Source organism: Endozoicomonas sp. ALD040, assembly GCF_049275945.1.
Lineage (GTDB): Bacteria > Pseudomonadota > Gammaproteobacteria > Pseudomonadales > Endozoicomonadaceae > Endozoicomonas_A.
This window is the reverse complement of sequence record NZ_CP184829.1, coordinates 5,013,769-5,040,742: the sequence shown is the minus strand read 5'-3', so window position 1 is coordinate 5,040,742 and position 26,974 is coordinate 5,013,769. Positions and strand designations below refer to the sequence as shown.

Annotated in this window: 22 protein-coding genes; 9 read left to right on the top strand and 13 right to left on the bottom strand. The window is 48.8% G+C overall.

Translation table 11 applies throughout. The features are described 5' to 3' along the window. Positions 1-33: 33 nt before the first annotated feature. Positions 34-594, top strand: coding sequence for a Smr/MutS family protein (locus ACOJUN_RS18575; protein WP_422133390.1), 561 nt, complete (start codon positions 34-36; stop codon positions 592-594). 70 nt (positions 595-664) lie between these two features. On the opposite strand, the gene ACOJUN_RS18570 is transcribed toward ACOJUN_RS18575, so the two are convergent. Continuing rightward, the gene (locus ACOJUN_RS18570; protein WP_422133389.1) at positions 665-1,576 is read right to left on the bottom strand and encodes a patatin-like phospholipase family protein; all 912 of its coding nucleotides are present in this window, start codon (positions 1,574-1,576) and stop codon (positions 665-667) included. Between the two features lie 273 nt (positions 1,577-1,849). Here ACOJUN_RS18570 and ACOJUN_RS18565 point away from each other — a divergent pair, with 273 nt between their 5' ends. After that, a complete protein-coding gene (locus ACOJUN_RS18565; RefSeq protein ID WP_422133388.1) occupies positions 1,850-4,138 on the top strand; it encodes an RING finger domain-containing protein in 2,289 nt (762 codons plus the stop codon). Between the two features lie 445 nt (positions 4,139-4,583). On the opposite strand, the gene ACOJUN_RS18560 is transcribed toward ACOJUN_RS18565, so the two are convergent. Then, positions 4,584-4,946 carry a hypothetical protein gene (locus ACOJUN_RS18560; protein ID WP_422133387.1) on the bottom strand — a complete coding sequence of 121 codons (363 nt, stop codon included), beginning with the start codon at positions 4,944-4,946 and terminating at the stop codon, positions 4,584-4,586. 458 nt (positions 4,947-5,404) lie between these two features. Between ACOJUN_RS18560 and ACOJUN_RS18555 the strand changes: the two genes are divergently transcribed. From ACOJUN_RS18555 to ACOJUN_RS18545, 3 genes are all read left to right on the top strand, one after another. Continuing rightward, positions 5,405-5,779 (top strand): RING finger domain-containing protein, encoded by a 375-nt coding sequence (locus tag ACOJUN_RS18555; protein ID WP_422133386.1) that lies wholly within the window; start codon positions 5,405-5,407, stop codon positions 5,777-5,779. Positions 5,780-6,008: 229 nt separating this feature from the next. After that, entirely contained in the window at positions 6,009-7,292 is a 1,284-nt protein-coding gene (gene codA, locus ACOJUN_RS18550) for a cytosine deaminase (protein ID WP_422133385.1), read from the top strand. 183 nt (positions 7,293-7,475) lie between these two features. Continuing rightward, positions 7,476-8,282 (top strand): ion transporter, encoded by an 807-nt coding sequence (locus ACOJUN_RS18545; protein WP_422133384.1) that lies wholly within the window; start codon positions 7,476-7,478, stop codon positions 8,280-8,282. A 207-nt stretch (positions 8,283-8,489) separates the two neighbouring features. Here the strand turns inward: ACOJUN_RS18545 and ltrA are convergent, their stop codons facing one another. The 9 genes from ltrA to ACOJUN_RS18500 form a co-directional block, all read right to left on the bottom strand. Further along, a complete protein-coding gene (gene ltrA, locus ACOJUN_RS18540) occupies positions 8,490-9,797 on the bottom strand; it encodes a group II intron reverse transcriptase/maturase (RefSeq protein WP_422132384.1) in 1,308 nt (435 codons plus the stop codon). 621 nt (positions 9,798-10,418) lie between these two features. Further along, positions 10,419-11,813: a Si-specific NAD(P)(+) transhydrogenase gene (gene sthA / locus ACOJUN_RS18535; protein ID WP_422133383.1), complete on the bottom strand. Its 1,395-nt coding sequence runs from the start codon at positions 11,811-11,813 to the stop codon at positions 10,419-10,421. Positions 11,814-12,061: 248 nt separating this feature from the next. Continuing rightward, on the bottom strand, positions 12,062-12,307 hold the full coding sequence (gene nqrM, locus ACOJUN_RS18530) for a (Na+)-NQR maturation NqrM (protein WP_422133382.1): 246 nt from the start codon (positions 12,305-12,307) through the stop codon (positions 12,062-12,064). A gap of 155 nt (positions 12,308-12,462) precedes the next feature. Next, entirely contained in the window at positions 12,463-13,584 is a 1,122-nt protein-coding gene (locus tag ACOJUN_RS18525; RefSeq protein WP_422133381.1) for an FAD:protein FMN transferase, read from the bottom strand. 277 nt (positions 13,585-13,861) lie between these two features. Beyond that, entirely contained in the window at positions 13,862-15,334 is a 1,473-nt protein-coding gene (locus ACOJUN_RS18520; RefSeq protein WP_422133380.1) for a carotenoid oxygenase family protein, read from the bottom strand. Positions 15,335-15,448: 114 nt separating this feature from the next. Further along, complete coding sequence (locus tag ACOJUN_RS18515; RefSeq protein ID WP_422133379.1) at positions 15,449-16,255, bottom strand: hypothetical protein; 807 nt, start codon at positions 16,253-16,255, stop codon at positions 15,449-15,451. A gap of 45 nt (positions 16,256-16,300) precedes the next feature. After that, a complete protein-coding gene (locus ACOJUN_RS18510) occupies positions 16,301-17,746 on the bottom strand; it encodes a hypothetical protein (protein ID WP_422133378.1) in 1,446 nt (481 codons plus the stop codon). Between the two features lie 285 nt (positions 17,747-18,031). Next, positions 18,032-19,432, bottom strand: coding sequence for a hypothetical protein (locus ACOJUN_RS18505; protein ID WP_422133377.1), 1,401 nt, complete (start codon positions 19,430-19,432; stop codon positions 18,032-18,034). A gap of 223 nt (positions 19,433-19,655) precedes the next feature. After that, positions 19,656-20,303, bottom strand: coding sequence for a helix-turn-helix domain-containing protein (locus ACOJUN_RS18500; protein WP_422133376.1), 648 nt, complete (start codon positions 20,301-20,303; stop codon positions 19,656-19,658). Positions 20,304-20,590: 287 nt separating this feature from the next. Here ACOJUN_RS18500 and ACOJUN_RS18495 point away from each other — a divergent pair, with 287 nt between their 5' ends. From ACOJUN_RS18495 to preA, 3 genes are all read left to right on the top strand, one after another. Continuing rightward, positions 20,591-21,961, top strand: coding sequence for an alanine/glycine:cation symporter family protein (locus ACOJUN_RS18495; protein ID WP_422133375.1), 1,371 nt, complete (start codon positions 20,591-20,593; stop codon positions 21,959-21,961). Between the two features lie 206 nt (positions 21,962-22,167). Beyond that, a complete protein-coding gene (locus ACOJUN_RS18490) occupies positions 22,168-23,517 on the top strand; it encodes an NAD(P)-dependent oxidoreductase (RefSeq protein WP_422133374.1) in 1,350 nt (449 codons plus the stop codon). A 13-nt stretch (positions 23,518-23,530) separates the two neighbouring features. After that, positions 23,531-24,766, top strand: coding sequence for an NAD-dependent dihydropyrimidine dehydrogenase subunit PreA (preA, locus tag ACOJUN_RS18485; RefSeq protein WP_422137098.1), 1,236 nt, complete (start codon positions 23,531-23,533; stop codon positions 24,764-24,766). Positions 24,767-24,786: 20 nt separating this feature from the next. Here preA and ACOJUN_RS18480 read toward each other — a convergent pair whose 3' ends face one another. After that, the gene (locus ACOJUN_RS18480; RefSeq protein WP_422133373.1) at positions 24,787-25,590 is read right to left on the bottom strand and encodes a hypothetical protein; all 804 of its coding nucleotides are present in this window, start codon (positions 25,588-25,590) and stop codon (positions 24,787-24,789) included. An 89-nt stretch (positions 25,591-25,679) separates the two neighbouring features. Beyond that, positions 25,680-25,961 (bottom strand): hypothetical protein, encoded by a 282-nt coding sequence (locus ACOJUN_RS18475; RefSeq protein ID WP_422133372.1) that lies wholly within the window; start codon positions 25,959-25,961, stop codon positions 25,680-25,682. Positions 25,962-26,162: 201 nt separating this feature from the next. Here ACOJUN_RS18475 and ACOJUN_RS18470 point away from each other — a divergent pair, with 201 nt between their 5' ends. Continuing rightward, the gene (locus ACOJUN_RS18470) at positions 26,163-26,963 is read left to right on the top strand and encodes a bZIP transcription factor (protein WP_422133371.1); all 801 of its coding nucleotides are present in this window, start codon (positions 26,163-26,165) and stop codon (positions 26,961-26,963) included. Positions 26,964-26,974 lie beyond the last annotated feature (11 nt).

Genomic DNA, 26,974 nt, shown 5'->3' with positions numbered 1-26,974 from the left:
CTGTTAAGTCTGTTTAAAAATGAGCGCAGAGTCATGACCGAAAACGATAACGACGATCAGGAAGGCCTGTTCAAAGAAGCCATGATGGACGTGCGGCCATTGAAGAAAACCAATCGCTCTGCTGAGCTCAAAAAACCAGCGACTAAAGTGCCCGACTGTACACTCAGAGCTCGTCGGCAGTCTGCTCAGATGGAAGACAAGCCGGGCGGAGCCGCTCTTTCGGAAGCCTGGGTTGAACCTATAGAACCAGAGCAAAAACTGGTATACAGCAGATCAGGCATTCAACATACCCGTATGCGCCAGTTACGCCAGGGATTACTGCCTATCCAGTATCAACTGGATCTCCACGGTTACAGGATCGAGGAAGCCAGAGAGCTGATTTCAGAGTTTCTATTGTTCTGCCGTAATGAAGGCATGCAATGCGTTCGAATTATCCATGGCAAATCACACCGCAGTACCAATCGCCAGAACACCCTGAAAAGTCATGTCAATCACTGGCTGCGACAGCTTCCGGAAGTCCTGGCATTTTGTTCAGCACCCCCTTCAGAAGGCGGGACCGGGTCGCTTCTTGTGCTTTTGAAGAGAAAAGCCTGATAACCCTTCACAAACACCTTCAGCACTCAGCCTCACTAATAGGTTGAGGTTTTTTTCAAACAGAGGAAACTTATGCTTCCAGGAGAATGGCAGACTCCTCCTGGTGACGGGATTCCCATTGATCCAGGGCATCAATAGCCAATTGTCTGCCCACAGCCGCGATCTCGTTAAAGCGATGGAATTCGTAGAACTGACAGATGTTTCGAGGCACATTGACCAAGACATCTGGCTGGTAGCCCGCCATTTTATATCGGGAAAGTGACTCCTGCATCACTTCCATGGATTGGTTGGAAATTTCCATCAGGCTCATGGAAGCACTGAGTTCATCCTGAGACTTTTTACTCTCATTGACACCTACAAACTTGTCAATAAGCCCGTCAAAAATGGATTTTTTCTCCTTCTCTCTCTCTTCAGCCCCGTCATTTTTCTGAAAAGGTTTGCCCAACAGATCAACAGCCACCACCATATCGGCCAGAGCGGACCCTGCAGGTGCCATTGGCAAAGGATTAAGCACACCGCCGTCTACCAGCACCTGACCATGTATTTCTACCGGACTGAACAAAGAAGGAATGGCACTGGAAGCACGAATAGCCGTCACCAGATCACCACGCTGGAACCAGATTTCCTTGCGATAAGTCAAACTGGTAGCCACCGCTGTATAAGGAATCGGCAGATCTTCTATACGACAGTCACCAATAATATCGCGCATGCGTTCAAAAAGACGGTCACCCTTGATGACGCCCGGACGCCCCAAAGAAATATCCAGCAAACGGATAATCTCGAACGAATCAAGGGTCTCGGCCCATTGACAGTACTCATTCAGTTTACCCGTAGCCCATAGACCACCGATCAGTGAGCCCATGGAAGAACCGGCTATAGCCGTAATTTTGTACCCTCTGGCCTCCAGCTCCCGAATGACCCCGACATGGGCATAACCCCGGGCACCACCACTGCCCAAGACCAGAGCTACTCTTTTTGTCATCGCTCTTGTGTCCTTTGAATTGCTTGCGTTGGGCAATAGCATGAACCCTGTCAGCCCTCAGGTCTATAGGGTCTGGATACTTTGAGTTATCGGTAATGACTGAAGTCAACCAGCACTCTGTTTCGATCCAGACAGCAGGTTTACTCATACTGGTTTTTGTTTTTTTCCCGGGAGATGGCAAGGTATTGCGATGAGTATGGTCGAAACTGTCAGGCTAGCCTGCCCGCAATCTGAGCTACACTCAGCCCTGACTAAAGGAAGATGGAAATTTGAGTGCAAATTAAAACAGTGATCTTTCTTATAATCGGGACGCTCTTGATCTCTTTGGCAGTCAGTGGATTTGGTGATAGCCGTTTTCAAGGACGTCTGCTCATCGTCACAAACAGGGCGCTTGACCAGGAGGCTTATCTGATAACAAATTTTGTCTTCTTTGTGCCTGAAGACTCTCTGGCCTTGTTTGAAGAAATGCTGGTCGCTGCAAATGCTACCCACATTGGCAGGGTGCCAATAGACGAAGTTTCATTCAACTGTTATCTACTCAATCGCGATAACATTGAAACTCCCTCAACGGAACAAGGAAACTTCTTGTGCATCAGCCCTGCATTGCAACTGGATAGAACTGACAGTGACGAGGGTGACCTGGCTACAGGTAAGGTTTCTGAGGAAGCAGAGAAAAACGGCATGAGCTTCGCATTGCCAGAATGGCCCGCATTAATACCTGAACCCAACTTGCGATTATCAGGGGGAGGCTTTCCATTTGACCCACCACCGCCTTCTCCTCCTTTTATGCCGGGTATTCCTGCCAAGGGATTTTTTAATCTGCCCGACTGGCAGTTTGACTACCTATTAGCTTTGGCCCGGATCAGCCAGTGGCTGAAACAATGGCTTCATAATGGGTATCCCACCACTTCCGGTAAATCCCGACAATTCGTCAGGGCAGCAGATTTATCTGCGGCTTTGGATGGAATTAAAAAGGCACACAATAAATCCTTATTCCGCCAAATGCCGTTAGATGCCTCAGAACTGCTTGCTCAACTTCCAGGGAAAGGTTTGTCCGGCTATTCGCAGATACATCAGTCAGAGACAGTTATGTTGTATCCCGTATTTATACTACCAAAGTCTGCGTCAAACAGCTTTGAAGAAGCGCAAGGGGTTGAATATGTTGGAAGAACTTGCAGCATATGTCTGACTAATTTTGAGGAATCTGACGACGTAGTGAAAACGTCATGTTCGCATTTGTTTCATATAGACTGTCTGAAACTGTGGTTAACGACAGAAATTGATGAGCGAACAGTTAATTCCTGCCCGGAATGTCGACATGATCAGGGCGCTTTACATGGTTTTTTGATCCATAAAGAAAACACTGTCAACCAAGAGAGACTAGTCAGCTCTGCTCGTATCGCACTCCAAGAGGTTGCTCAAATTGTAACGGAAATGCAGGCAGGGAGAAGAACCTGGCCTGAAGATGAAGAGTGTACCTATGCAAGGTTGAGCACTGCAATACGTAGCAATGATCCGGCCATTACTGAGCAGGCACGAGCACTTAGGCCATTGGTTAATTTTTACTCTGTGCAGCATCTGATGTCACAACTGCGGGCAGGTAGAGGAACCTGGCCTGAAGATGACGAATATATCTATTTAAGGTTGGGTAGTGCAGAACGTCGCAATGATCCGGCTATTGCTTTGCAGGCACAGGCACTCAGGCCAATGGTTAATTTGCACTCTGTGCAGCATCTGGTGTCACAAATGCAGGATGGGAGAGGAACCTGGCCTGAAGATGACGAATATATCTATATAAGGTTGAGAGGTGCAGAACGCAGCAATGATCCGGCCATTGCTGAGCAGGCACAGGCACTCAGGCCATTGGTTAATTTGTACTCTGTGCAGCATCTGGTGTCAGAAATGCTGGCAGGAAGACGAACCTGGCCTGAAGATAACAAACATATCCATGCAAGGTTGAAAAGTGCAGTACGCTGCAATGATCCAGCCATTGCTGAGCAGGCACAGGTACTCAGGCCATTGGTTAATTTGTACTCTGTGCAGCATCTGGTGTCACAAATGCAGGATGGGAGAGGAAACTGGCCTGAAGATGACAACACTATCTATGCAAGGTTGAGAAGTGCAGAACGCAGCAATGATCCTGCCATTGCTGAGCAGGCACAGGCACTCAGGACATTGGTTAATTTGTACTCTGTGCAGCATCTGGTGTCACAAATGCAGGATGGGAGAGGAACCTGGCCTGAAGATGACAACCCTATCTATGTAAGGTTGAGTAGTGCAGAACATAGCAATGATCCTGCCATTGCTGAGCAGGCACAGGCACTCAGGCCATCGGTTAATTTGTACTCTGTGCAGCATCTGGTGACACAAGTGCTGGCAAGGAAAGGAACATGGCCTGAAGATGACAACCCTATTTATGTAAGGTTGAGTAGTGCAGAACGAGACAATGATCCGGCCATTGCTGAGCAGGCACAGGCACTCAGGCCATACGTTAGTTTTTTACACCGTGAAGTATCCGGTGTCACAAGTGCAGGCAGGGAGAGGAACCTGACCAGAAGATGACAACCATATCTATGCAAGGTTGACCAGTGCGGAACCTGGTAATGATCCGGTCATTGCTGAGCAAGCACAGGCACTCAGGCCGCTGGTTGATAAAGACCGTCGTAAGTCGTCAGGCAAGTGATACATATAATTCAAACCGGCACACTAATTCGATTTACACACCTGAAAAAATAAGCTGAGGAAGTGATCAAATCTTCACTCCATTTCGAATACCCGAAACTTTTCCTGAACCGTAATTATTAATGAAAGCAGTAGCAACAGAAGCAGAACTCATTTTTTCGCTGGCTGGAATTTAGGTGTCATGGAAATCCACCCCAGTGTCATTTTGTCAGTCAAGTGCCTCCCTGAAGATAGCCATCGCTTCGAGCAACAGACAACCACCTTGGCAAAAGCTGGTGGAGAGCGTTTAAAGCACTTTCAAGTCCGATGGTCACTGACCTTGTTATCATGGTTTGACGGCTGTTTTTAAATAAGAAGTAATTTGTGGTTTCACGACCAGCTTCATTGTCAACTTAATAGTGAATTCAGCAGCTAATGCCGCTACTTTTACCTTTCGGTCAGGTAATTTTCCACAAGAATTAGCGGCTGCAGCAAGGCTTTTAGAAATATTCACCAAACCTCTGGTGGCGGACCGGAATGTTATGTCAGAGACGCCCTTTGGCATCAAATTCTCTTCAACTTGACAACTCCTTACCTCTCGGACCCGGAATCTTCCTGAGTCACCCTGGGCAATGCCATTAACCTGACAGCCCGAGTTTGTTCTTAAATGGGCAGGCCAGTTTTGACCGCAAAGTTTTTCCAAGATCATACTAACATCCTTGTCATAAGACTTAGCTTCGATACTTTAACAATAGGAATTTGGTTCAGATCTCACAATTAGATCAAAGTATTACTTGTTGCCTCTCCTGATGTGGGCTGGTAGTGCTTTATTTACTGGCTGACTAAATATTAAACAGTGAAAACGGGGCGTTAAAAACATTCTCTGTCTGTTGCTTAGAACCTTCTCAGCATAAGAGCTTTTCTAAGTACCTGGCCAGTTGGTTTCGCATATTCTGGCGAGTGGATTTTTTCATCCTTCAAGGCGCAACGACGGGCGCGTAGCCGTAGCTACGCAACCAGAGTTGGAACGCAGAAGGGTGGAAAAAGCCGCCGTCCAGAATATGCGAAACCAACTGGTTAGGTACTTATATGCACAGGGAACTAAATGCATAGACAATGATCTAAAACTATAAGCCATTTGAAAAATCAGAGACAGGAGTATGAGATATGAACGGAACCACACCACCCGGCACACCACCCGGCACACCAAGTCCGTCAGCACCTTATCAAAAGCCCACCGACAATTGCCCTGTTTGTCTCGAATCCTTTGCCGGAAGGGAAGTCAGGGTTCTCGAAGATTGCCGCCATATGTTTCACGAAGACTGCCTGGCGAGGTGGCTATCGGACAATAATATCTGCCCTATGTGCAGAACCAGTCTCAGGGGAAGGGAAGTACAACCAGTGCCTGCCATGCCATTGAACTTTCTAGATTTGTTGCTTCATCAGCCAATCTACTTCGAGTTCACTCTATCTAGGCAGCAGAGATTGAGTTGGCCAGAACATTCAATCAACTCACCCAGAGTTGACGCTCGTTACGGCTAATTAAAAGAAATCACTGTGAAATTCCCTTGGGTCACTTGGGTTGCTACTTTCTCAAGTTTTCGCAGTGGTTCCTGTTTTGACGAATGAATGGGATCGGGCCACTCTTTTTCTATCTGGAAACTGTTGTACCATTAGCCCGACTTGGAGGTAATGGTGCATTTCGCCTTTATATGTGATGCTTTATTCTAAAAAACCGCCCTATTCCGGCAAAAGCGGGCTGAGGTATATCATGCGTCTTGAAAATGTGCGTCTACATCAACAGGAAGGCCTGTTTGATATCCTTTTTAATCAGGGCATGATCCTGAGCGTTACTCCCGCCGGTACTCAACGCCAGCCTGACACTGATAGCCTTGACGCCGGGGGTAAGCTGGCACTCCCTCCCTTCATTGATCCTCATGTCCATCTGGATACCTGTCTAACGGCAGGTGAACCCGTCTGGAATCGCACAGGCACCCTCTTTGAAGGGATTCAAAACTGGTCTGAGCGCAAGAAAAACCTGACTCACGACGACGTCAGGCAACGAGCCAGAAAAGCACTTGCCTGGTATATAGGTCAGGGCGTGCAGCATGTTCGCAGTCATGTTGACACTACCGATCCGGGTCTTACCGCAGTTCATGCTCTGCTTGAGCTGAAAGAAGAAGTTAAAGATCTGATTGATATCCAGCTGGTCGCCTTTCCGCAGGAAGGCATCCCATCTTTCCCTAAAGGTGCAGAGCTTCTCGAAGAAGCCATGAGACTTGGCTGTGATGCCGTCGGCGCTATTCCCCATTTTGAATACACCCGTGAATATGCTCTGGACTCTCTCAATACCGCCTTTGACCTTGCCGAAAAATACGACAGCCTGATCGACATTCACTGCGATGAGATAGACGACGAACAATTCCGATTTGTCGAGACTGTTGCCTGTCTGGCTCTGGAACGCAACATGGGTCAGCGTGTGACTGCCAGTCATACTACTGCCATGCATTCCTATAACAACGCCTATGTCGTGAAGCTGATGCGGCTGTTGAAACGGTCAGGCATACACTTTATCGCCAACCCGGTAACCAACCTGAACCTTCAGGGGCGAATGGATTCTTACCCGAAACGCCGTGGTATTACTCGTATACCAGAACTGCTTGAGGCCGGTGTAAATGCTTGCTTCGGTCAGGACGACATTGTTGACCAATGGTTCCCGATGCAGGGCTGTAATATGCTACAAGTGTTGTTTACAGGTCTGGTGGGCTGTCAAATGACAGGGCTGGATCAGATAAATCAGGGCATCGACCTGATTACCACTAACAGTGCGAAATGCCTGAATATTCACGACCAATACGGGATTGAAGAAGGGAAACCCGGCAACCTGATTGTTTTGGACTCCGAGACCGTCTTTGATGCCATCAGACGTCAGTCAGTGGTAACCCACTCTTTCCGCAACGGCCAGCTGATTGCAGAAACCAGACCCGCAGAGTCGTGCATCAGGGCTAATCACTCGCTGTCTGGCCCTATCGATTATTCTTTCTGCCCTCAATAAGCTTTTTATCTGATAGACATCAGAAGAAGCAGATACTTAGAATCTGCCTGCTGAAAAAATACTTGCCTCCCTCTTGGGGAGGCAATGTTATTCACGGTAGAATAACTGCCTTAAAATTAAAACATAGCCCGGTGCAGTCGCATCCGGGGCAGTCAACCCGCCCTTTTTAATCGTAACCAAACCATGAAAAACAGCGATTTACAGGCTCGCTTCAACGCCATACGCTCCAACAAGATATTTGAACTCTTTGTCGTTAGTATCATCATCTTCTCTGCCCTGGTCATTGGCGCGAAGACTTATAAGCTGCCACCGTACCTTGAAGGCACTATCAGCGTGCTGGACGTCGGTATTACACTCTTTTTTCTGGTGGAAATACTGATCCGCTTTTTTGGCGAAGAGAACAAAAAGAATTTCTTCAAGTCCGGCTGGAATCTCTTTGACACCCTGATTGTGATCGTCAGCCTGATCCCGGTCAGCGATACCGAGATGGCTCTTGTGGGTCGATTAATCAGAATTTTCCGGGTACTGCGGATGATATCTGTCATCCCCGAGCTTCGACTGCTACTGAACTCACTGCTGAAAGCTCTGCCACAACTGGGTTATGTCATGTTGCTGATGTTCATCATTTTTTATATCTACGCCGCTGTTGGCAGCACCTTCTTCCTGAATATCAATCCTGAACTCTGGGGTAATATCTCCATCAGTATGCTGACCCTGTTCAGGGTCATGACTTTCGAAGACTGGACCGATGTCATGTATGAAACCATGGCTGTCTACCCACTGAGCTGGGCCTACTATCTCAGTTTTATTTTCTTCACGACCTTCGCCTTTCTGAACATGATCATTGGTATTGTCGTCAACGTTCTGGAGGAAGAGCGTCAAAAGGTGCGCAGTGAAGAAGAAGCTATTAAGAATGAGGGTCAACCCAACCTTGAAGATTTGCAGCAACAGCTGACCGAAATCAAATGCCTCCTGCAAAAGAAAAGCTAATCATCGGGTCTCTGCCAGACTGTTTAGCCTAGGAGCCTGACCGAGAATAGACTGCCCTACTGCGGCGGCAGCAAATTGGTCTGAAAATCCGCTTTTGTTCGTCAAATAGCTCGCTATTCACCGGGTAGAAGGAGCTACCAATTGTAGCTCCAACCCCCTCAGATCCCGGCGTGCGGATTTCCCGCACCGGGCTCTTCGATATTTGACTCACAGCACAGCCATGGATTTCATTGCCATAAAAGGCAGCATTATCCTCGGTTTCTGTAGCGGCAGAAGCTGCTTGAGGTTATGGTACTTTTCCCATGGAATCTTGCCTTTCCGGCATCGGCTACACAGCATCTTGTACCAGTAGCGGTCAACAAACCGGTAAAGCTTCTCCATACTTCGGAAGTTTCCTCCCAGACCGTAATACGCATAATGCCCTCTCAACCGTCGATTGATCGCTGTCACTTGTTCGTGCAGCGGTTCATGGCGTATTCGTCTCAGCAGTTCCTTCAGTTTGGCTATGCTGCGTCTTAGGCGGGATTTTTCCGTTCTCCTTCCCACCATGAAGTTTCCTTTCAGATTCCTTGTGCAGTAGTGCGTAAAGCCAAGGAAGTAAACCGTTTCCGGTCGTCTTCCCCCACGACTGGCAAAACGTCCGAACCTGACTAACCGGGTTTTATCCCGCTCCAGTTTCAACGCAAACTTCTCCAGTCGCTGTGGCAGCACATTCATGAACCGCTCCGCATCACTGCGATACTGAAAACACACCACAAAGTCATCAATGTACCTGATCAGCCATGCCTCGCCTTTTAGCCGAGGCTTGACCATGCACTCGAACCAGAGGTCAAGTACATAATGCAGGTACAGGTTGCTCAGAACTACGCTGATCGGCCCACCCTGAGGCGTACCTTCTTCACACTCTTGCAACTCCCCGGCCTCCATCACCCCGGCTTTCAACCAGCGCCGTATAAGGTTCAGGATTCTGGGATCACCGACCCGGTGTTCCACAAAACGAAGCAGCCATCCATGGTCAAGACTCCCAAAGAAGTTCTTCAAGTCCGCTTCCAGCACCCAGCTGACCTTTCGGCCTGAAACCACCTCGTTAAAAGTGGACAGGGCATGGTGCGCTCCCAGTCGTGGCCTGCCACCCATGGAACAGGGCAAAAAGTCCTGCTCATAAATAGCATTCAGCACATCAGCAACACTTCGCTGCAAAGCCCGGTCATTGATGCAGGGAACACCCAGAGGGCGCTTTTCCTTTTTTCCCGGCTTGGGTATCCATGCCCTTTTGACCGGCGGTGCCTTGTAGCCTTGCCGATGGATAGACGTCAGTGTCTGTTCCAACCACCGCTTAAAGTCTTTCTTTGTCTCTTCGACAGTCAGCCCATCGACTCCGGGCGATGTGTTGTGTGGAATCTTGTTCAGATTCATACACAGGCTCGCCGGGGTAATATGATGTGCCAGACTTGTAAAGCGAAGTTTCGGATAACTCCGGGCTTTCGCTGCTACCCTCTCCAGTCCCGTTGCCATGGCTGGTTTACCTTCTCACTGCGTAAAAGACCGTAACTCCCTCAGATGTGGAGCCCATGTTTCCCTGGAAAGGCTCAAATACCGCCAGCCGCTTCCCCATGTGACGGGCTCTCCCCGCCTCGGAGTACTATCAGCTGGTCTGACTTCCTGAACGTCATCAAGTCGTTCTTGCTTTACAGGCTCGTCGGACCCTACAGGCTCCGCCTGAACGTTCAGGATCTCCCTTGTTCACGTAAAATCATTCGATAACATGCCGTGGGTACGAACCCCGGAAGCAGTCGGGATGCCTTGTCATTAGCGGAGCTCCCGACTTCCGCTTTCCCCATTGAGAAAGAAGGTCAGCTACTTCAACCACGTTCAATTTCGGGGCTAATTATCCCTTAGCAGACGTTACGGCCTGTTATCACCCTGTCTACGCTTCGCAGTAGTCGTTACCTTCTACCACGCAAGACTCGGTACACGGCTGCCGACCACAGCTTTACCGCGATGACCATTTCAGGTCACAAGATTTTACGCGCTTGCAAGGCGCAATCCTCACAAAACCGAATTTTCATCCTCAATTTTCTGTCGTCCTCGCTACGGGCGCTATTCTCGGTCAGGCTCCTAGCAGGTTGGAGATACTCAGAACAAACGGTTCAAACCATCCAGAGTAGCCACACGGTAGGCTTCGGCCATAGTGGGATAGTTGAATGTGGTGTTCAGGAAGTAGCGGATATTGTTAGCTTCCCCTTTTTGGGACATCACAGCCTGACCGATGTGTACGATCTCCGATGCCTGGTCACCAAAACAATGGATACCCAGCACTTCACCGGTCTCGCGGTGGAACAGGATTTTTAGCATACCCACTGTTTCGCCGGTAATCTGGGCCCGGGCCAGCCTCGAGAAGAAAGCTTTGCCCACTTCATAGGGCACAGCAGCAGCTGTCAACTCTTCTTCGGTTTTACCCAGCGAGCTGATTTCCGGAATGGTATAGATACCGGTCGGTACTTCGTTGACAAAACGCCACTGCCCGATATTTTCCATATTACCTGCGGCGGACCTGCCCTGATCATAAGCGGCACTGGCCAGGCTGGGCCAGCCAATCACATCGCCCGCTGCATAGATATGATCAATCTCTGTCTGATAATTCTCATTAACAGACAGCTGTCCGCGGCTGTTCGGCTTCAGACCTATCAGTTCAAGGCCCATATCCTGAGTATTGCCCGTTCTGCCATTGGCCCACAATAGAATATCCGCTTTCAGCTTCTTGCCTGATTTCAGGTGCATCACTACGCCGTCATCCAGCATTTCCACTTTCTGGTATTCTTCATTGTGACGAATAATGACGTTCATTTTCCGCAGCTGGTAGCCCAGAGCATCGGAAATCTCCTTATCCAGAAAAGAGAGCAGACGATCACGGGTATCCACCAGATCCACCAGCACACCCAGACCAGAGAAAATGGAGGCATACTCGGAACCGATAACACCCGCTCCATAAATGATCATCCGGCGTGGAGTAGTGGTTAGCTGAAGAATAGAATCACTGTCGTGAATCCGTGGATGACGGAAGTTAACATCTGCAGGCTGGTAAGGACGGGAGCCGGTGGCAATCAGAATATTGGACCCGTGAAGTTTTTCGACATGGCCATTATCCTGCTGAACCTCAATAGTATGCTCGTCAACAAAGGAGGCATGGCCAAAATAAAGATCAATCCGGTTTCGGGCATAATATAAGGTGCGGGACTGCACCTGCTTCTGAATGACGCGTTCAGCCGTTTTCAAAACCTTGGGAAAACTGAACCAGCGGGGCTCACCAATTTCACGGAACATGGGATTGGTATTGAAGTCCATGATCTGTTTGACTGAGTGCCGCAGAGACTTGGAAGGTATGGTACCCAGATGGGTACAGTTACCACCTACAAAGGCATTCTGCTCAACGACTGCAACCTTCTTGCCCAGCTTGACAGCATTCATTGCCGCCCCTTCGCCCGACGGCCCGGAACCCAGCACAACCAGATCGTAGTGACTTACACCCATCCTTTAACCCCTCAAAGCGATCCGGGCAGCATTGCATCAGGTCATGAACTCTGTGCCCAGAGGTTCATGACACTGCAAGGCTCCCATATTTTTATTAATTTTCTCAGAGGCTGCCCACAAACTTTAAGGGAACAGCCTCTTAACCTTCAATACAGAAACAATCGGTCATCCGTATTGGGAAACTCCGGTTTTTTCCGGATATTGCTCGCACTCTTCCTGCAGAGCAGAAAGCCCGTTCAGAGAGCAAATCAACTCTTCTTAACAGTCTTTTCGGCAGTCGCATCGTAAAACAGATGCTCCATATCCCTATGCTGACCTTCAGAGAAAGGATCGTTCTTGTCCCCACCGCCACAGATCATGCAGCCATCCTTCAGGCCAAGGGTGCTCAAACCACCACAGGACCCCTTGATCGGCTTGTTGGCAACAATTACACCAATGGCCATCAGGGCCATCAGTAGCAAAAAGATTCCAAATGTAATCAGCATCAGTGTCATGATATTGCCCTCCTGAGAAGAGGCCCGTAGCTAAAGAAAACACTCTTATTTATCTAGCACCGCTCGGGCACTGTTAATTTTATATGACAGTTTTTCATTGCAATAAGTGCTCTGTCGTTTGCAATGGCAGCCAGGGTTATCGGCCTGGTCATCACTCAATTCTGTTCTGGCAGAAAGGGTTTGAATGCATCACTGCTGACCGCTTCAAAACCCTTTTCAGTATGATAGGTGAAGTAGGCTGAGATTCCCTCCCTGTTGGCCAGCTTCAGACCTTCTTTATCACCTAAAACCATAAACAGGGTGGCCAGTGCATCAGCCTCAGCTGCATTATCCTCAATCACAGCCACTTCGGCCAGACGCCCCATTTCAGGATGGCCGGTTCGGGGATTGATCGTATGGGAATACTTCTGGCCATCCACTTCAAAATAATTCAGGTAGTCGCCCGATGTCGCCATGGCCCTGTTTTCCAGCTCAACAATCAGGGCCGGATTACTGCCGATCATAGCTGGACCACGGATACCCAACTTCCAGAGAGAGCCATCCGGTTTAGGGTCACCGACTATGACCTCACCACCAATCTCAACCAGATAACTGTTGATGCCTTCTGACTTGAGCAGATAAGCCACTTTGTCGACACCATAACCTTTGGCAATGGAGCTGAGATCCACAAAGACGTCTTTGGTTCGGGTCAGCTCATCGTTTCGGGTATCTGCGATAACCGCCTGATAACCCACTTTAGCCTGAGCTGCAGCAATCTCTTCATCAGAAGGCAGTTCAGCCGGATAATTATTGATCATCCATTCTATGTATTCCGGAGCTTTTTTATCACCGGAACCGGACGATTCTTCTTTACTTTGTGAGGCTTGCCTGCTGGCATCGGAAGGGCCAAAACCCCACAGATTTACCAGAGGACCCACAGTCACATCGTAGGCACCATCCGACATGCGGGAAACCACCAGACTTCTCTCGACAAGATCCACCAGCTCATCGGAAGCCTTGAATGGCTTCCCGATTTCGGCGCGGTTGAATTGCATCAACTCGGAGTCTTCACGGTAGGTAGACATGCTGTCGTTGATCTCTTCCAGCAGCCTATCCACCTGCTTTTTAACACTCCCTGTCGAATGGGAAAAAGGCGTTGAAACGTAAGTAATACTGTAGGTAGTGCCCATGGTCTCACCCTTTATATGCTTCAGGGTAGGACGCAAAGACAGAGCATAAAAGCCAGCAGCCAGAAGAATTAAGCCGATCAACAGTGACCACTTATAGGATTTGGACAACAACCTGTTCTCTCCCGTAGACACTGGAAATGCCGTTCTGACACCTCCAGAATTCGTTCAAGGGGACGCAGTGTACCACCGGGAGTGTTGCATCGTCATCCGTACAGAGCACCAGAGCGCTTTCTTATCTGACCAGACCATCAATATTGACTGGTCTGCCAGCCGGAGCACATCTGAATACCCTTCTCCAGATTGCTCTCAGGTGTCTTTCCGGTCAGGTTCATGATCTTTTGTCAGGTCGGTCAGATAAAAACACTCTCTGGCTCAAAAGCCCCTGCTATTTTTGATACGATCTAATCGTTGGTCCGTCAGCCCAGGTAGCGTGGGTACCACTACTGATACGGTGCGGAAGCACAATGCGGCAAAGGGCTCCTGCTTCTAAATCTCTGGCATCGATCAACACACACTCCGAACGGTTTTCATTCATATCCGTAATGAAGGTCACCAGGTAACCGTCGTCTTCATCTTTCGCGTTGATACGCGGTACAAAGGGCGCTTCACTGCCAAAGCGCTGTTCACCAAAGGGCAGGCTCCAGGACTCACCGGTCTGAGTATCATGCTTGACAATGCCTGAGAAAATAAACATATCGGGCTCACCCCAAACGGAATACACGAATCGAGATTTCTGGCCAGCGTACTGTTGATTAAACGTGCCGAATTCCAGATCCCGATCATCCAACCTGCCCTCAACAACCTCACCTGTTACCAGGTTAAATCGCCAGCGATACAGCTTCGGCTGAAGATGATTCAGGGCCAGCTGAGCCATCAGTTTACCAGCGCCTTTGGGCAAGCCAGGGATGGGATCCGGATTGGGGTTTTCCTGAAAATATCCTTCCAGAATAACTTCATCACCCTCTTCGTAGGCATTAAGCCAGTGCAAAACATAAGTCGGCTTTGCTTCAAACTGAACAATGTCTTTCTCGTTACCGAACCTGGGAATGATAGAAAATCGCGAAGGCAACTCAGGGTAATAGCAAGGGAAGTGAATATTGTCTTCCAGCAGCACGGGGTCCCAAAACAGTGGCAGGTCGGCAAAAATCGAGTAGTTTTCAGAGAATGCCATGTCATGGGGCAAGCGGGGACCGGGTAGCGGCACCGGTGTGAAGTGCACCAACTTGCCGTCACGATTAACGACACCGTAGTGTTGATAAGGTGGATACCTGGAATAATTGAAGAACAGCATCTCACCCGTCTTTTCATCGACTTTCGGATGGGCAGATATCCCATCAATGGGTGCCCAGCTAACTGTGCCCAACTGTTCAAGGGTATAGGGGTCCAGCTGATAACCGTCACCGCATTGCCAAAATGTGGAAATGATCTTGCCTGCGTGAACCACCACGTCCGTTGATGAACCATCTTTCGAACTGCCCTGAGCACCAACCCCCGGGCGCTTCGACATCTTGTGGTCATTGATAAAACCAGCCCAAAGCGCTTCTCCGGCCTCCTGCTCGGCGACAAACCCCTTGGTGCGAACAAAGCGGTTACTGTATTCAGCCTTTCCATCGCGAAATGACATCGCATGAATCATGCCGTCAGCATCAAAAGGGTGGTAATGACCGATGGGTTCCTGCACAGGATTTTCAGTATTTCTTACATATACGCCGTCTATATCGGTCGGTATTTCCCCAATAACCTCCATATCACAGGCCGTGTATTCCGTGAAATTGGGAGTCCAGGCACCGCTTAGATAGGGGTGTGAACTGGGCTTCAGACTGTGTTTGACCTCGTTCTTATGGGTAATCTTCATCATTTACCCCCTTTCCGGGCTAGTGAAATACTGGGCTCTGAAGGAGCGTGGGAACCCATACCTATCTCGCGCTGCAGAGTCCGCTTTTCAGGGGAGAAGCGAGGCGTCGCCTCGCTTTCAGGTGAATGTTGCAAAATTACTGCCCGCGCACAATAAACCAGTCCGTAACGTAATTGACCTGGGGCTTTCACAGTCCTTGTTGCTCCAGTGTAATAAAGAGTTTTCAACAGTCTGGATAGCAATAGGACCACCTGTGCCAAACATACCGATGCAGAAACCGGAGTCTATGTAGGTCGTGGAATGAATCCACTCTTGTGTAAAGGTATCTGCCAAGTTTAGATAGCTGAATGGCTTAACTGTTTTTATATCAGTGACTATTGCTTCGTTGTAACAGGTTATAACGTTTTTAATAGAGAATTTTTTTACTCCGCAGTGCAAGAAATGCTCGAACTGATGACATGATGGAAGCTGATCCTTATCGTCTTCGCAAGTCGTACAGTAATTGGCCCCTAGTGAAATCCACTGAACAAATCGTTTTCCCCAGAGAGCCGGAGGGTGATATTCACGCTCAATGTCATCCTGCTCTTTGACAACAAAAGAAATATCGTCATCTTTGTCTTGAAAAAGTGATCTTATGTACTCATTAGCGCCCTCATCACAAAATGAGCCATAAGCTCTGCCTCCGATTTCAAAGCTATGGAGGGTTGTTTTGTTGGTAATAGAGGGATTTATTAATGACTGATGTGTCTGTATAAACGAATCCTTTATATAAACCCTGACAGTTTTTGCATGGCCTGTTTTTTTACCGGCAAATGAGGTGTTGCTGTTTTCCTCTGGACTATTGTTGTTCACGGTTTTTTCGGGGCGAAACACAGTGTTTGTGCTAGATGATATGTTCATCATATTTCCTGTTTTTTTGCGCAAGTACGATTGCATTGCCTATTGGCCATAAGAGCGCCCCCAGCCTTGTTAGAGTTCATCCCTTGAATCAGGGAGGTTAGGATCAACAAGGCCTTTCTCATCTACCAACCGGGTAGTAAAAGAATGAAAGTAGTTTAATCCGTTTAATGGATAGCTCAGCCCCTCCAGCTTGTCTGGCCGCGTGTAGTGCGCAGAAGCTTTTTCCCACTGGCATTGCCTGGGCTCTATCCAGGCACCTTTTGTCCAGGCTTCTCCAGAGGTCAAACCGGTATCGCATTGATAGACGAACCGCCCGAAGCCTTCAAAGTCTGCTTCTGCAGAATAGATAGTGCCCTTTTTCATGCTGATCATATGATGATGCCCATAACGCTTCTTCTTCTCTTTAGTGGCTGGCAGTAAATCAGATTTATCCTGAAAGTCGTGGGTCACTCTGAATGTTTTGGGATAACCATCTTCAAGCAGCGGTGGTTCTTTGCCATCCAGTATTTCCAAGCTCACCGCTTTTCCCCAGGCACCAATATAGGCCATGCTCACGGGCTCTACAGGGTATCGAACAACGACCAACTTGTGATGCTTGCCTCTGAGCACCATTGAACGGGTGTAAGGGTCAACATTAAGGCCACTGAAGTCTCCTCTCAAAGTGGAAGGCACAAGAGCGTGTATTTCTAACATATCGCTCGTTATATAGTTGGTTTCGCCGAACTGTAAGAGACCATCCCCTTTCGCATTGATCGGTTCATCTTTTATATCATCCCAACGGCTGGCAGGCTTGCCATTATTGAGGTTGACACTTTGCAGGAGCGCTCTGGAGTAATAACTCTCAGATTTCTTCAGATTTCTTTGCATGATACCCAGTACATGGAAAGTTCCTTCATTATCCTGGTAAATATCCAGCCCGGTCATGGGTTTGGAGTGATCAACCCCCTTGCGGAAATCTTCCATTGGAAGGTAGGTTCGGTGTTCCCAGCCCGGTACTGTCACCAGCTCTTTCTTGTCAATATCGATGATAAACAGATGTCCATGCTGAGCGGCAAACAACCAGTTTTTCTTATAGCGCTGGTTAAATTCAGCACTATGCGCCAGATAAACAGGCGAGTTGGCATAGGATAAATTGAAGAAACCAAGATTTGGTGATGGAGAATCGATTGAGAAAGACTCCTCTCCTTCGCCCCCAACAAATACCAAACCGTTGGAACAACCAAAAGCAAACCGGTTATTTCCCAGAGGCTTATGGAATGAACTCAGACTGTGATGATGAGCCATGGTTTTTCCGGTTAGAGGGATATTGGTAAATTCATTCATAAGACAACCGGGAAGGTTACCATTAAAAACCGTTTTCCAGGCCTTGCTGCCTGGCCTGCTTTCGATAACAACTGCATTACCGTCACTATTGACAGCTCCAAGCTGAAATACCAGGGTTTCCTCAGCATGTGAATTCAGTGAGGATACCAGCGTGACAGACGACAACAACAGAGCTTTAAGTGTCCGGATCATACAAACCTCCTTATCAGGGTAATAATGTAAGTACCTAACCACAAATAAATGGCCTCTATGAGTTTTGACTCAGTAAATTGCCAAGGGTTCAATGAAACCGACAATTTTAGACGAGCGGGCTAAATAGGCCACACACTGCAAAAGTTAAGAAAGGCAGGTCAGGCTGATCGGGCACAGACCGTCGTTTTGCAGGACACCACCTTCTTGCCCAACAACCCGGTAGCCAGCAGTTCATGTTCATAGCTCATGGGGTGTGGGCGCCCCTGCCCTTTTCGGGGAGTCCTGTTAGAGTTCATCTCTTGGCTTAGGATCATTGGGATAAATAACGCCCGTTTCGTCCTCCACCCGATCGCTGAAGAAATGGATTTCGTCCATCACTCGGGCCGTGAAGGAATGGTAGTAGTTCAATCCGGTTAATCGATAGTTCAGCCCCTCCAGCTTGTCGGGCCGGGTGAATCTGGCAGAAGCTTTTTCCCAATTGCATTGCCTGGGCTCTATCCAGGCACCTTTTTTCCAGGCTTCTCCAGAGGTCAGACCGGTATCGCATTGATAGACGTACTGCCCAAAACCTTCGGAGTCTGCTTCTGCAGAAAAGATAATGCCTTTTTTCATACTGATCATATGGTGATGCGCATAGTGTTTCTTCTTATCTTCAGTGACCGTCAGTAGATCAGAATCATACTGAAAGTCATGGTTGACTCTGAATGTCTTGGAATAACCATCTTTAAGCAATGGAGGCTCTTTGCCATCCAGTTTTTTTGAGCTCACCAATTTTCCCCAAGCACCGATATAAGGCACGTTTACGGGTTCTTCAGGGTATCGAACAATAACCAGCTGATGATGCCTGCCCCTTAGCACCATTGCCCGGGTATAAGGGTCAACATTGAGGCCACTGAGGTCTCCTCTTAAAGAGGTATTCGTACCAGGGTGGTGTATCCCATTTTCTTTATCTGCTATAAACAGGGTTTCACCAAACTGTAACAGACCATCTCCTGCCCTGTTGATCGATTCATCGTCAATATCATCCCAATAGCTGTAAGGGATTCCATCTTCGAGCGTTACATGTTGCAGGAGTGCTCTGGAATAATAACGCTTTTTTTTCTTCAGATTTCTTTGCATGACACCCAACACATGGAAAGTCCCTTTTTTGTCCTGGTAGATATCCAGCCCGGTCATGGGCATAGAGTAATCAACCCCCATGCGGAAATCCCACATAGAGAGGTAGTTTCCTTCTATCCAGTGCGGAAACCTAACCAGCTGCCTCTTGTCGATATCGATAATAAACAGGTGTCCATGCTGGGCGGCAAACAACCAGTTTTTCTTGTAGCGCTGATTAAATTCGGCACTGTAGGCGAGATAAACAGGCGAGTTGGCATAGGATAAATTGAAGTAACCAAGATTAGGAGATGGAGAATTTACCGAGAAAGGCTCCTCTCCTTCGCCCCCAACAAACACCAAACCGTTAGAACAACCAAAAGCAAACCGGTTGTTTCCCAGAGGCATGTGAAAAGAGCTCAGACTGTAACGATGAGCCATAGTTTTGCTGGTCAGGGGAATATTGGTAAATTCATTCATCAGACAACCGGGAAGATTGTCATTAAAAACCGTTTTCCAAGCCTTGCTGCCAGGCCTGCTTTCGATAACAACTGCGTTACCGTCGCTGTTGACCGCTCCAAGCTGAAACACCAATGTTTCCTTAGCTTGTGAATTCGGTGAGCAAAGCAGCGTGACAGATGAAAACAACAGGGCCTTAAGAGTCCGAATCATAAAAACCTCGAAATCAGGGCGATGAATGAAGCCATAAGTGCTTGGCCTTTATGAAATTTGACTCAACAAATTGCCAAGGGCTCAATGAAACGGATAAGTTTAGACAAGCGGGCTGAATACGCCACGCATCAGGAAAGGCAGGTCAGGCGGTCACCCAGAGAATAACGGCATCTTCCTCACTGAGAGAAATCAGAGCATGTCCCATCTCGGCATCGTAATAGGTGCTATCACCCTCATTGAGTTCTACCGGTTGATAAAACTCTGTGTAGAGCATGATTTTGCCACTGAGAACCAGCAAAAATTCCTCACCCTCATGCCTTACCCAATCCTGATAATCCTCAAATGACCGGGCACAAACCGTCGTTTTGAAGGGCACCATCTTCTTGCCCGACAACTCAGTCGCCAGCAGCTCATGTTCGTAAGTGGTGGTGGGGTGTGGGCGCCCCTGCCCTTTTCGGGTAATGTCCCGGCGACCGCTGGCGGCCTTCTTTTCCGAAGGTTGGGTGAACAACTGGGGGATATCAATACCCAGACCCCTGACCAGTTTGGTCACAGCAGTAAAGGTGGGCGATATCTGCTCATTTTCTATCTTGGAGAGGGTTGATCGGGCCAGGCCGGTTTTCTGGCTGGCTTCTTCCAGTGTCAGATTGAGGCTCAGACGGATTTCACGGACTCGCTGTCCCAGTTGCAACGGCTCAACAGCAGCCTCCCTGTTACTGCGGGAGAGGATGACCGACTGTTTTTCCTGCTTCAGAAAGTGCGCCTGCTCTGATATTTCCTGTTCTGACATTTATAGTTATCTCTACTTCCAGACGTACTCGATACTATATAAGCTTCTCGTAAAAAGAAATAAGCTACCCGGAAATTAAATTCCCCTAAAATCTGTCAAAAAACATTCAGCGTTGTATTTACTCAATTAATTCATTAAGTTAGGCGTACCGTCAGGATAAGAAACCTTTGTACTGCAGGTCTCGTCCTGACCCTGATCATCTGTCTGAGCTGACACCCTGTGGTGTCCTATAACAAAGACCTGAAAATAATAACAGAACATCCAATAGCGTGGAGTGAAGTTTCATAATGGAAACACTGACCGAAATCATCGGTGCCATTAATGGCGTCGTTTGGGGACCCATGATGCTGGTCCTCATGCTGGGGATAGGACTATTCCTGATGCTGGGCTTGCGACTGATGCCCATCCTGAAGCTGGGCACCGGCTTTAAACTCCTCTGGCAAGGCCGCAGTGCCGGGTCCGGCGACTCCGGTGAAATCCCTCCTTTCCAGGCCCTGATGACCGCCCTTTCTGCCACCATCGGTACCGGTAACATTGCCGGTGTTGCAACGGCCGTCTTCATGGGGGGTCCCGGTGCGCTGTTCTGGATGTGGTGTACTGCTCTGGTGGGTATGGCCACCAAATTCTCGGAAGCTGTATTGGCCGTAAAATACCGTGAGGTCGACGAAAACGGCAAGCACTACGGTGGCCCTATGTACTACATCAAGAATGGTCTGGGTTCACGCTGGGCATGGCTGGGTACAGCCTTCGCTATTTTCGGTGCGATCGCCGGCTTCGGTATCGGCAACACCGTTCAGTCCAACTCGGTGGCTGACGTCCTGCAAAGTAACTTCAACCTGCCTCCCGTCGTGACCGGTTTTATTCTGATGTTCCTGGTAGGTGCTGTACTGATTGGCGGCATCCGTAGAATTGGCGCGGTGGCCAGTACTCTGGTTCCCCTGATGGCCATTGCCTACCTGGTCGCCGGTCTGGTTGTTCTGGCTATCAATGCTGAGCAAATTCCTGCCGCCCTGAGCCTGGTCTTCACTCACGCCTTTACGCCTACTGCGGCTACCGGTGGTTTTGCTGGCGCTGCGGTATGGGCCGCTATCCGCTTTGGTGTCGCTCGTGGTGTCTTCTCTAACGAAGCCGGTCTGGGTTCTGCGCCTATCGCTCACGCGGCAGCAAAAACCAACGATCCCGTTCGTCAGGGTCTGATTGCCATGCTGGGTACTTTCCTGGACACCATCATCGTCTGCTCCATCACCGGTCTGGTCATCATTACTTCCGGTGCCTGGACCTCAGGTGCGACCGGTGCTGCATTGACTTCTGCCGCATTTGCTGACGCACTGCCGGGTGTCGGTAACTATGTGGTTGCCATTTCTCTGGCTATCTTCGCCTTTACAACCATTCTGGGCTGGAGCTTCTACGGCGAGCGTTGCATAGTATTCCTGATGGGCCCAAGAGCGGTAAAAGCCTATCGTTTCCTTTGGATTGTCGCCGTTCCAGTGGGCGCTACTGTGAGCCTGGATTTCATCTGGCTTGTAGCTGACACTATGAACGCCATGATGGCTATTCCCAACCTGATTGCCCTGGCGCTGCTAAGCCCCGTTGTATTCAGGCTGGTGCGTGAATACTTCGGCAAGCAATCTGAAACATCAGAGGCAGTCACTGAGTAAACAGGCCTCTAACCAGCTTCAATGAAGGTGCAAACCTACCCTCTGTTTGCACCTCTCTTCCTCACCCTCTCATCATTAAGTACTTCACTCCTTACCCAAACCCTGACAAACATTCAGAGGGCCACAAAAAAGCGCTACCCGCTAGCCCTGTCACTGCTAATATTCCAGAAACCTGTCGTTTCAGTTACCGGTCAGGGGTCTTTTTTATGGCCAGTAAAGATATCAGAAACCATCGAATGTCTGACGAGGTTTATCAGGAGAACTTTTCTGATATCAAGCCTCCGTTATCGTGCTATCAGGCCAATATTGAAGCCAGTCGTTGCCTGTATTGTCATGATGCCCCCTGCATTTCTGCCTGTCCGACAGGTATCAATATTCCCTCGTTTATACACCGAATCGCAGATCATAATGAAGACGGCGCCGCCAGGGTTATTCTGGAAGAAAACATTCTGGGGGGGAGCTGTGCCCGGGTCTGTCCAACAGAAGTCCTTTGTGAGCAGGCTTGCGTTCGAAACCACTCGCCAGAATGTAAACCGGTGATGATTGGTCGCTTGCAAAGGTATGCCATTGATCACCGGCAAAAAGCTTCTCACCCATTTATCCGCGCTCAGAAAACAGGCCAAAACGTCGCCGTTATTGGCGCGGGCCCTGCCGGTCTGGCCTGTGCACACAAACTAGCCAGACTGGGACATGACATCACCCTGTTCGAGGCTCATGACAAACCCGGCGGGCTCAATGAGTACGGCATAGCCGCTTACAAACTGGTAGAGGATTATGCCCAGGAGGAAATCCGATTCATTTTCGAAATCGGCGGCATAAACCTTGAGACAGGACGCAGAATCGACCTTGCGCAACAGCTTGCCGACCTGACCATTCAGTTTGATGCCGTCTTTCTTGGCATTGGACTGGGGTCTGCGAAAGCCATTGGACTGCCCTGTGAGCAATCCGGAGGTATCCAGGAAGCGCTTGGCACCATTGAAACCGTTCGTCAAACCAAAAACCTCGCCGAACTGCCCGTAGCTTCAAAGGTCGTTGTGATCGGCGGCGGTAATACAGCCATTGATGTGGCCAGCCAGATGCGCCGACTGGGAGCCGATGAAGTGACGATCGCTTATCGAAGAGGTCTTCAACAGATGTCAGCCACTCATCATGAACAATCATTCGCAAAAGAAAGCGGTGTTCGCATTATTCCCTGGCTGAAACCCAAAGGTTTTGAGACAAAAGCCGGGCAATTGCATGGTGTTCGTTTTGTGAAAACAACTCAGGACTCTGCTGGCCAGCTGCTTGAAACCGGCGAGCTGAGAGTAATTCCCGCTGACCGGGTTTACAAGGCCATTGGCCAGACAATAACAGCAGAGTGCTTTTCTTCTGGAAAGCTCGCCAGAAGTCAGAACGGAAAAATCAGAGTGGACGATCAATTCAGAACCTCTATCGGTAATGTCTGGGCAGGAGGCGACTGTGTTGATAACGGGGAAGATCTCACCGTCCATGCAGTCCAGCATGGCAAACTGGCTGCTGAAGCCATCAACCGGTTTCTGCAACCGCTCGAAGTATAGGCAGTAAAAGATGATGGCAGACCTTAGCACCGGTTTTCTCGGGATTCGGTCCCCCAATCCATTCTGGTTAGCCTCAGCACCGCCCACGGATAAGGCATACAACATTTACCGGGCATTTTCGGCAGGCTGGGGAGGTGCCGTATGGAAAACTCTGGGTGAAGACCCGGCGCCGACCAATGTTTGCTCAAGGTACTCTGCTCATCGGGATACTCACGGGCGGATTCTGGGCATCAATAACATTGAGCTGATTTCAGATCGCCCGTTACAAGTCAATCTGGATGAAATCAAACAGACCAAAAAAGACTGGCCCGATCGGGCTTTAATTGTCTCTCTGATGGTGCCCTGCGAAGAAGCGAGCTGGCAACGTATTCTCAATCAGGTTGAAGCAACCGGCTGTGACGGCGTTGAACTCAATTTTGGTTGCCCCCATGGCATGCCGGAGCTCGGTATGGGCGCGGCGGTAGGGCAAGTCCCCGAACTCATTACCAAAGTCACCGGATGGTGTAAACAACATACACGACTGCCGGTTATTGTTAAACTGACGCCTAATGTCACCGATATTGTCCAGACAGCCAGTGCCGCTCTTGCAGGTGGAGCAGATGCGGTGTCACTGATCAATACCATTAACTCCATTACCAGCATCAATCTCGATACCATGGTCGGCTACCCGGCCGTCGGCAATTATTACACCAGCGGTGGTTATAGCGGCGAGGCCGTCAAACCTGTTGCCCTGAATATGGTGGGACAACTGGCACGACACGATGAAACAGCCAAACTCACGATATCCGCCATGGGCGGAATCACGACCTGGCGGGATGCTGCAGAATATCTGTCACTGGGGGCAACAAGCCTGCAAGTCTGCACAGCGGTGATGCTGAATGGATTCAAGATCATTGATGAACTGGTTGACGGACTCTCAAGATGGATGGATCAGAAAGGTTATCAGGCGCTGTCTGAATTTCGTGGGGCTGCCGTTGCCAGCCTTACTGACTGGAACAGACTGGATCTGAGCTACAAAAGTGTTGCTCATATTGACCAGAGTCATTGTATCCGGTGTGGCCGTTGTTTTGCGGCCTGCGAAGATACTGAACATCAGGCCATAGCCTTGCAAACATCTGATGACGGAAAAGACCGAACCTTTGAAATCATTCCGGGGGAGTGCGTCGGTTGCAACCTTTGTCAGATCACCTGTCCCGTTGAGGGGTGCATCACGATGATCAGTCTTCCTGGCTCAAATCCAGAGCTGTAGGTCATTTGAGCCTGCTGGATTTATTGCGTTCCGGCATTGTGTACAATTCTCCATATATCCATAAACACCTCATCAGCGTCGCCTCCCAAAGCATCTTCATATTTTCCATATCTCTCTTCTGCTATTTTTATGGCTGGTTTGGGGTCTGCTCCGTGATCTAAAAGGCATCTGGCGATTTTATAAAACTCTCTCAAATCCTCATCATTTAATTCACAGTCTGAAATACGAAACATTACTAATCTTAAAGGCGTAATCGGTTGTATAAACCCGTTTGGATCGTCCTGATCTGTGGCCTGCCTGTAACTTGGATCAGCTCCTCTGTTCAAACAGTCTTCAACTCTTTCAAAATCATAATTACTTACCGCCTCCATTAATTCTTCGTCAACGGCTCTCTTCTGACTTGCTATTACTACCAAACCTGGATCCGAGGTCAGTAATACTGTGTCAGAACCGCTCGCTGCAACATGTGTAGTCGCGGATGCTACCGGAAACCCTGAATTGAATGTTGCTAAAGAATAATCATTTGATGAAATTGTTTCTGTGCTTCCAGCAGTGGTGCTTTCAGCATAACTGCCTGTACTCGATGGGGCCAACCTAACCGTAAAGGTAAACGGACTGTCATCTTCACTACTGCTATATGGCGCGCTTGAACTCGGCATGATCCTTGAGCTATCAAGCCCGGCACCTAAAAATAAAGCACCCGCCCATAACCGTCCAGCCATCGCTGGAGTTGGAGGCAGCGACGAATCGAAAACCTGAGTAAAGCCTGACTGTAAAGTTAAAGTGGACATCAAAGGCAATAGATAGGAAGCGGAGTGTTTCATAATGACGGAATTCCTCTCAACAGCTACAACCTCTGTAGCCAGAACGAAGCCAAACTTTCAATATTAATCAAAACTCAGGATTTTTCTATTTAACAACTCGTTCCCACGCTCTGAGGGTGTCGCAAAACTCCAACAGCTCGTTCCCATGCTCTGAGTTCGTCATTCCCGCGAAGGCGGGAATCCAGCGCCAACGGTGGATCTCTGCCTTCTCGGGGATGACAAGGCCAGGGGAGCACCGGGCAGTATGGTTCTGGTGGTGAGTCAGTGTGGATTCCCGCCTTCGCGGGAATGACGAGAATGAAATCGGGAATGACGGGGGTGAAGGCGGGAACCAGAGTTTTGCGACACCCTCGCTTTGCGTGGGAATGCATACCTCCCCTGATGTTGGAGTTTTGCGACAGCCTCAAAGGCGGGAATCATTCAGATTGAGTTAATAAGCTTGCAGTTGTAACTGCTGGCGAGTACCCACTCTCCCTATAACAAAGTTGTCAGATTTACTGTCAGAAACGGAACATTCCATGTATGGAGAGTGTCTAGGTTTTATGAGTCATAAATAAACAGAGACAGCAACAATGAATATATCTTCGACTCCGAGCACTTCTTCATTGAATCTTGTGTCGACAAAAGACGCTGAGGGCAGTAGTGATGAAACTGATAAGGCTGATGCAAAATGCAGTATTGTGGATCTGGATCATTGTTATGCCGAACTTTCGCAGGAGCTTACTGATACTCTGACGACCATAGAAAAAATGCCTGTTCTGGAAAGGGTGGCAACTTCTTACGTCAACCCACAGCCTCCTGCAAAGAAAATATCGATTTGCCCGCAGAATTATTCATTGACAGGCAAGAGCCTGTCGAGTTGGAGCTCCATCACTGCCTGCCAGCTGGATCAAGTTGTTCAGGTAGCTTGTGTCGTAGAAGTCGAAACAGCAACAGGGCCTTCTTCATCCGCAGCAGTCAGAAGCAAGAAGTCAAGGAATAAAAAAGCAAGATCACCTGAAAGAAGAAGGCTGGAGAACAGGGAGTCTGCTCGAAGAGCCAGACAAAAGGCAAAAACTCGTATGGCATACCTGGAAGAAGAATTGCAAAACATTAAAATGGAGAATTTGTACCTGCAGGTTAAGAACACTGAAATGGCAGAGCACATTTCCGAAAGGAAAGCAGAAAATATGATTTTAAGAGGAGTATTGCCAGGGGAGAGATTTGTGCCAATTGCTGACAATTATAAATGGGATTCTAACAAAATGGGCGACCCGGAGGATGAAGACGAGTGTGCAGAGAAAATACCGCCAAAGAAGGAATTTGCATCTGCTCCTGAGTACTTCGAACTGGATGATCAAGCAATATTTGATAGCGATGATGATGCCAGCTAGACCCTACGAAA

Bases quoted from the DNA above. Each gene is read 5' to 3' on its own strand.
- ACOJUN_RS18575 (WP_422133390.1), top strand. From the start codon at position 34: ATGACCGAAAACGATAACGACGATCAGGAAGGCCTGTTCAAAGAAGCC.
- ACOJUN_RS18570 (WP_422133389.1), bottom strand. From the start codon at position 1,576: ATGACAAAAAGAGTAGCTCTGGTCTTGGGCAGTGGTGGTGCCCGGGGT.
- ACOJUN_RS18560 (WP_422133387.1), bottom strand. From the start codon at position 4,946: ATGATCTTGGAAAAACTTTGCGGTCAAAACTGGCCTGCCCATTTAAGA.
- ACOJUN_RS18555 (WP_422133386.1), top strand. From the start codon at position 5,405: ATGAACGGAACCACACCACCCGGCACACCACCCGGCACACCAAGTCCG.
- codA (WP_422133385.1), top strand. From the start codon at position 6,009: ATGCGTCTTGAAAATGTGCGTCTACATCAACAGGAAGGCCTGTTTGAT.
- ACOJUN_RS18545 (WP_422133384.1), top strand. From the start codon at position 7,476: ATGAAAAACAGCGATTTACAGGCTCGCTTCAACGCCATACGCTCCAAC.
- ltrA (WP_422132384.1), bottom strand. From the start codon at position 9,797: ATGGCAACGGGACTGGAGAGGGTAGCAGCGAAAGCCCGGAGTTATCCG.
- sthA (WP_422133383.1), bottom strand. From the start codon at position 11,813: ATGGGTGTAAGTCACTACGATCTGGTTGTGCTGGGTTCCGGGCCGTCG.
- nqrM (WP_422133382.1), bottom strand. From the start codon at position 12,307: ATGACACTGATGCTGATTACATTTGGAATCTTTTTGCTACTGATGGCC.
- ACOJUN_RS18520 (WP_422133380.1), bottom strand. From the start codon at position 15,334: ATGATGAAGATTACCCATAAGAACGAGGTCAAACACAGTCTGAAGCCC.
- ACOJUN_RS18510 (WP_422133378.1), bottom strand. From the start codon at position 17,746: ATGATCCGGACACTTAAAGCTCTGTTGTTGTCGTCTGTCACGCTGGTA.
- ACOJUN_RS18500 (WP_422133376.1), bottom strand. From the start codon at position 20,303: ATGTCAGAACAGGAAATATCAGAGCAGGCGCACTTTCTGAAGCAGGAA.
- ACOJUN_RS18495 (WP_422133375.1), top strand. From the start codon at position 20,591: ATGGAAACACTGACCGAAATCATCGGTGCCATTAATGGCGTCGTTTGG.
- ACOJUN_RS18490 (WP_422133374.1), top strand. From the start codon at position 22,168: ATGGCCAGTAAAGATATCAGAAACCATCGAATGTCTGACGAGGTTTAT.
- preA (WP_422137098.1), top strand. From the start codon at position 23,531: ATGGCAGACCTTAGCACCGGTTTTCTCGGGATTCGGTCCCCCAATCCA.
- ACOJUN_RS18480 (WP_422133373.1), bottom strand. From the start codon at position 25,590: ATGAAACACTCCGCTTCCTATCTATTGCCTTTGATGTCCACTTTAACT.
- ACOJUN_RS18475 (WP_422133372.1), bottom strand. From the start codon at position 25,961: ATGCATTCCCACGCAAAGCGAGGGTGTCGCAAAACTCTGGTTCCCGCC.
- ACOJUN_RS18470 (WP_422133371.1), top strand. From the start codon at position 26,163: ATGAATATATCTTCGACTCCGAGCACTTCTTCATTGAATCTTGTGTCG.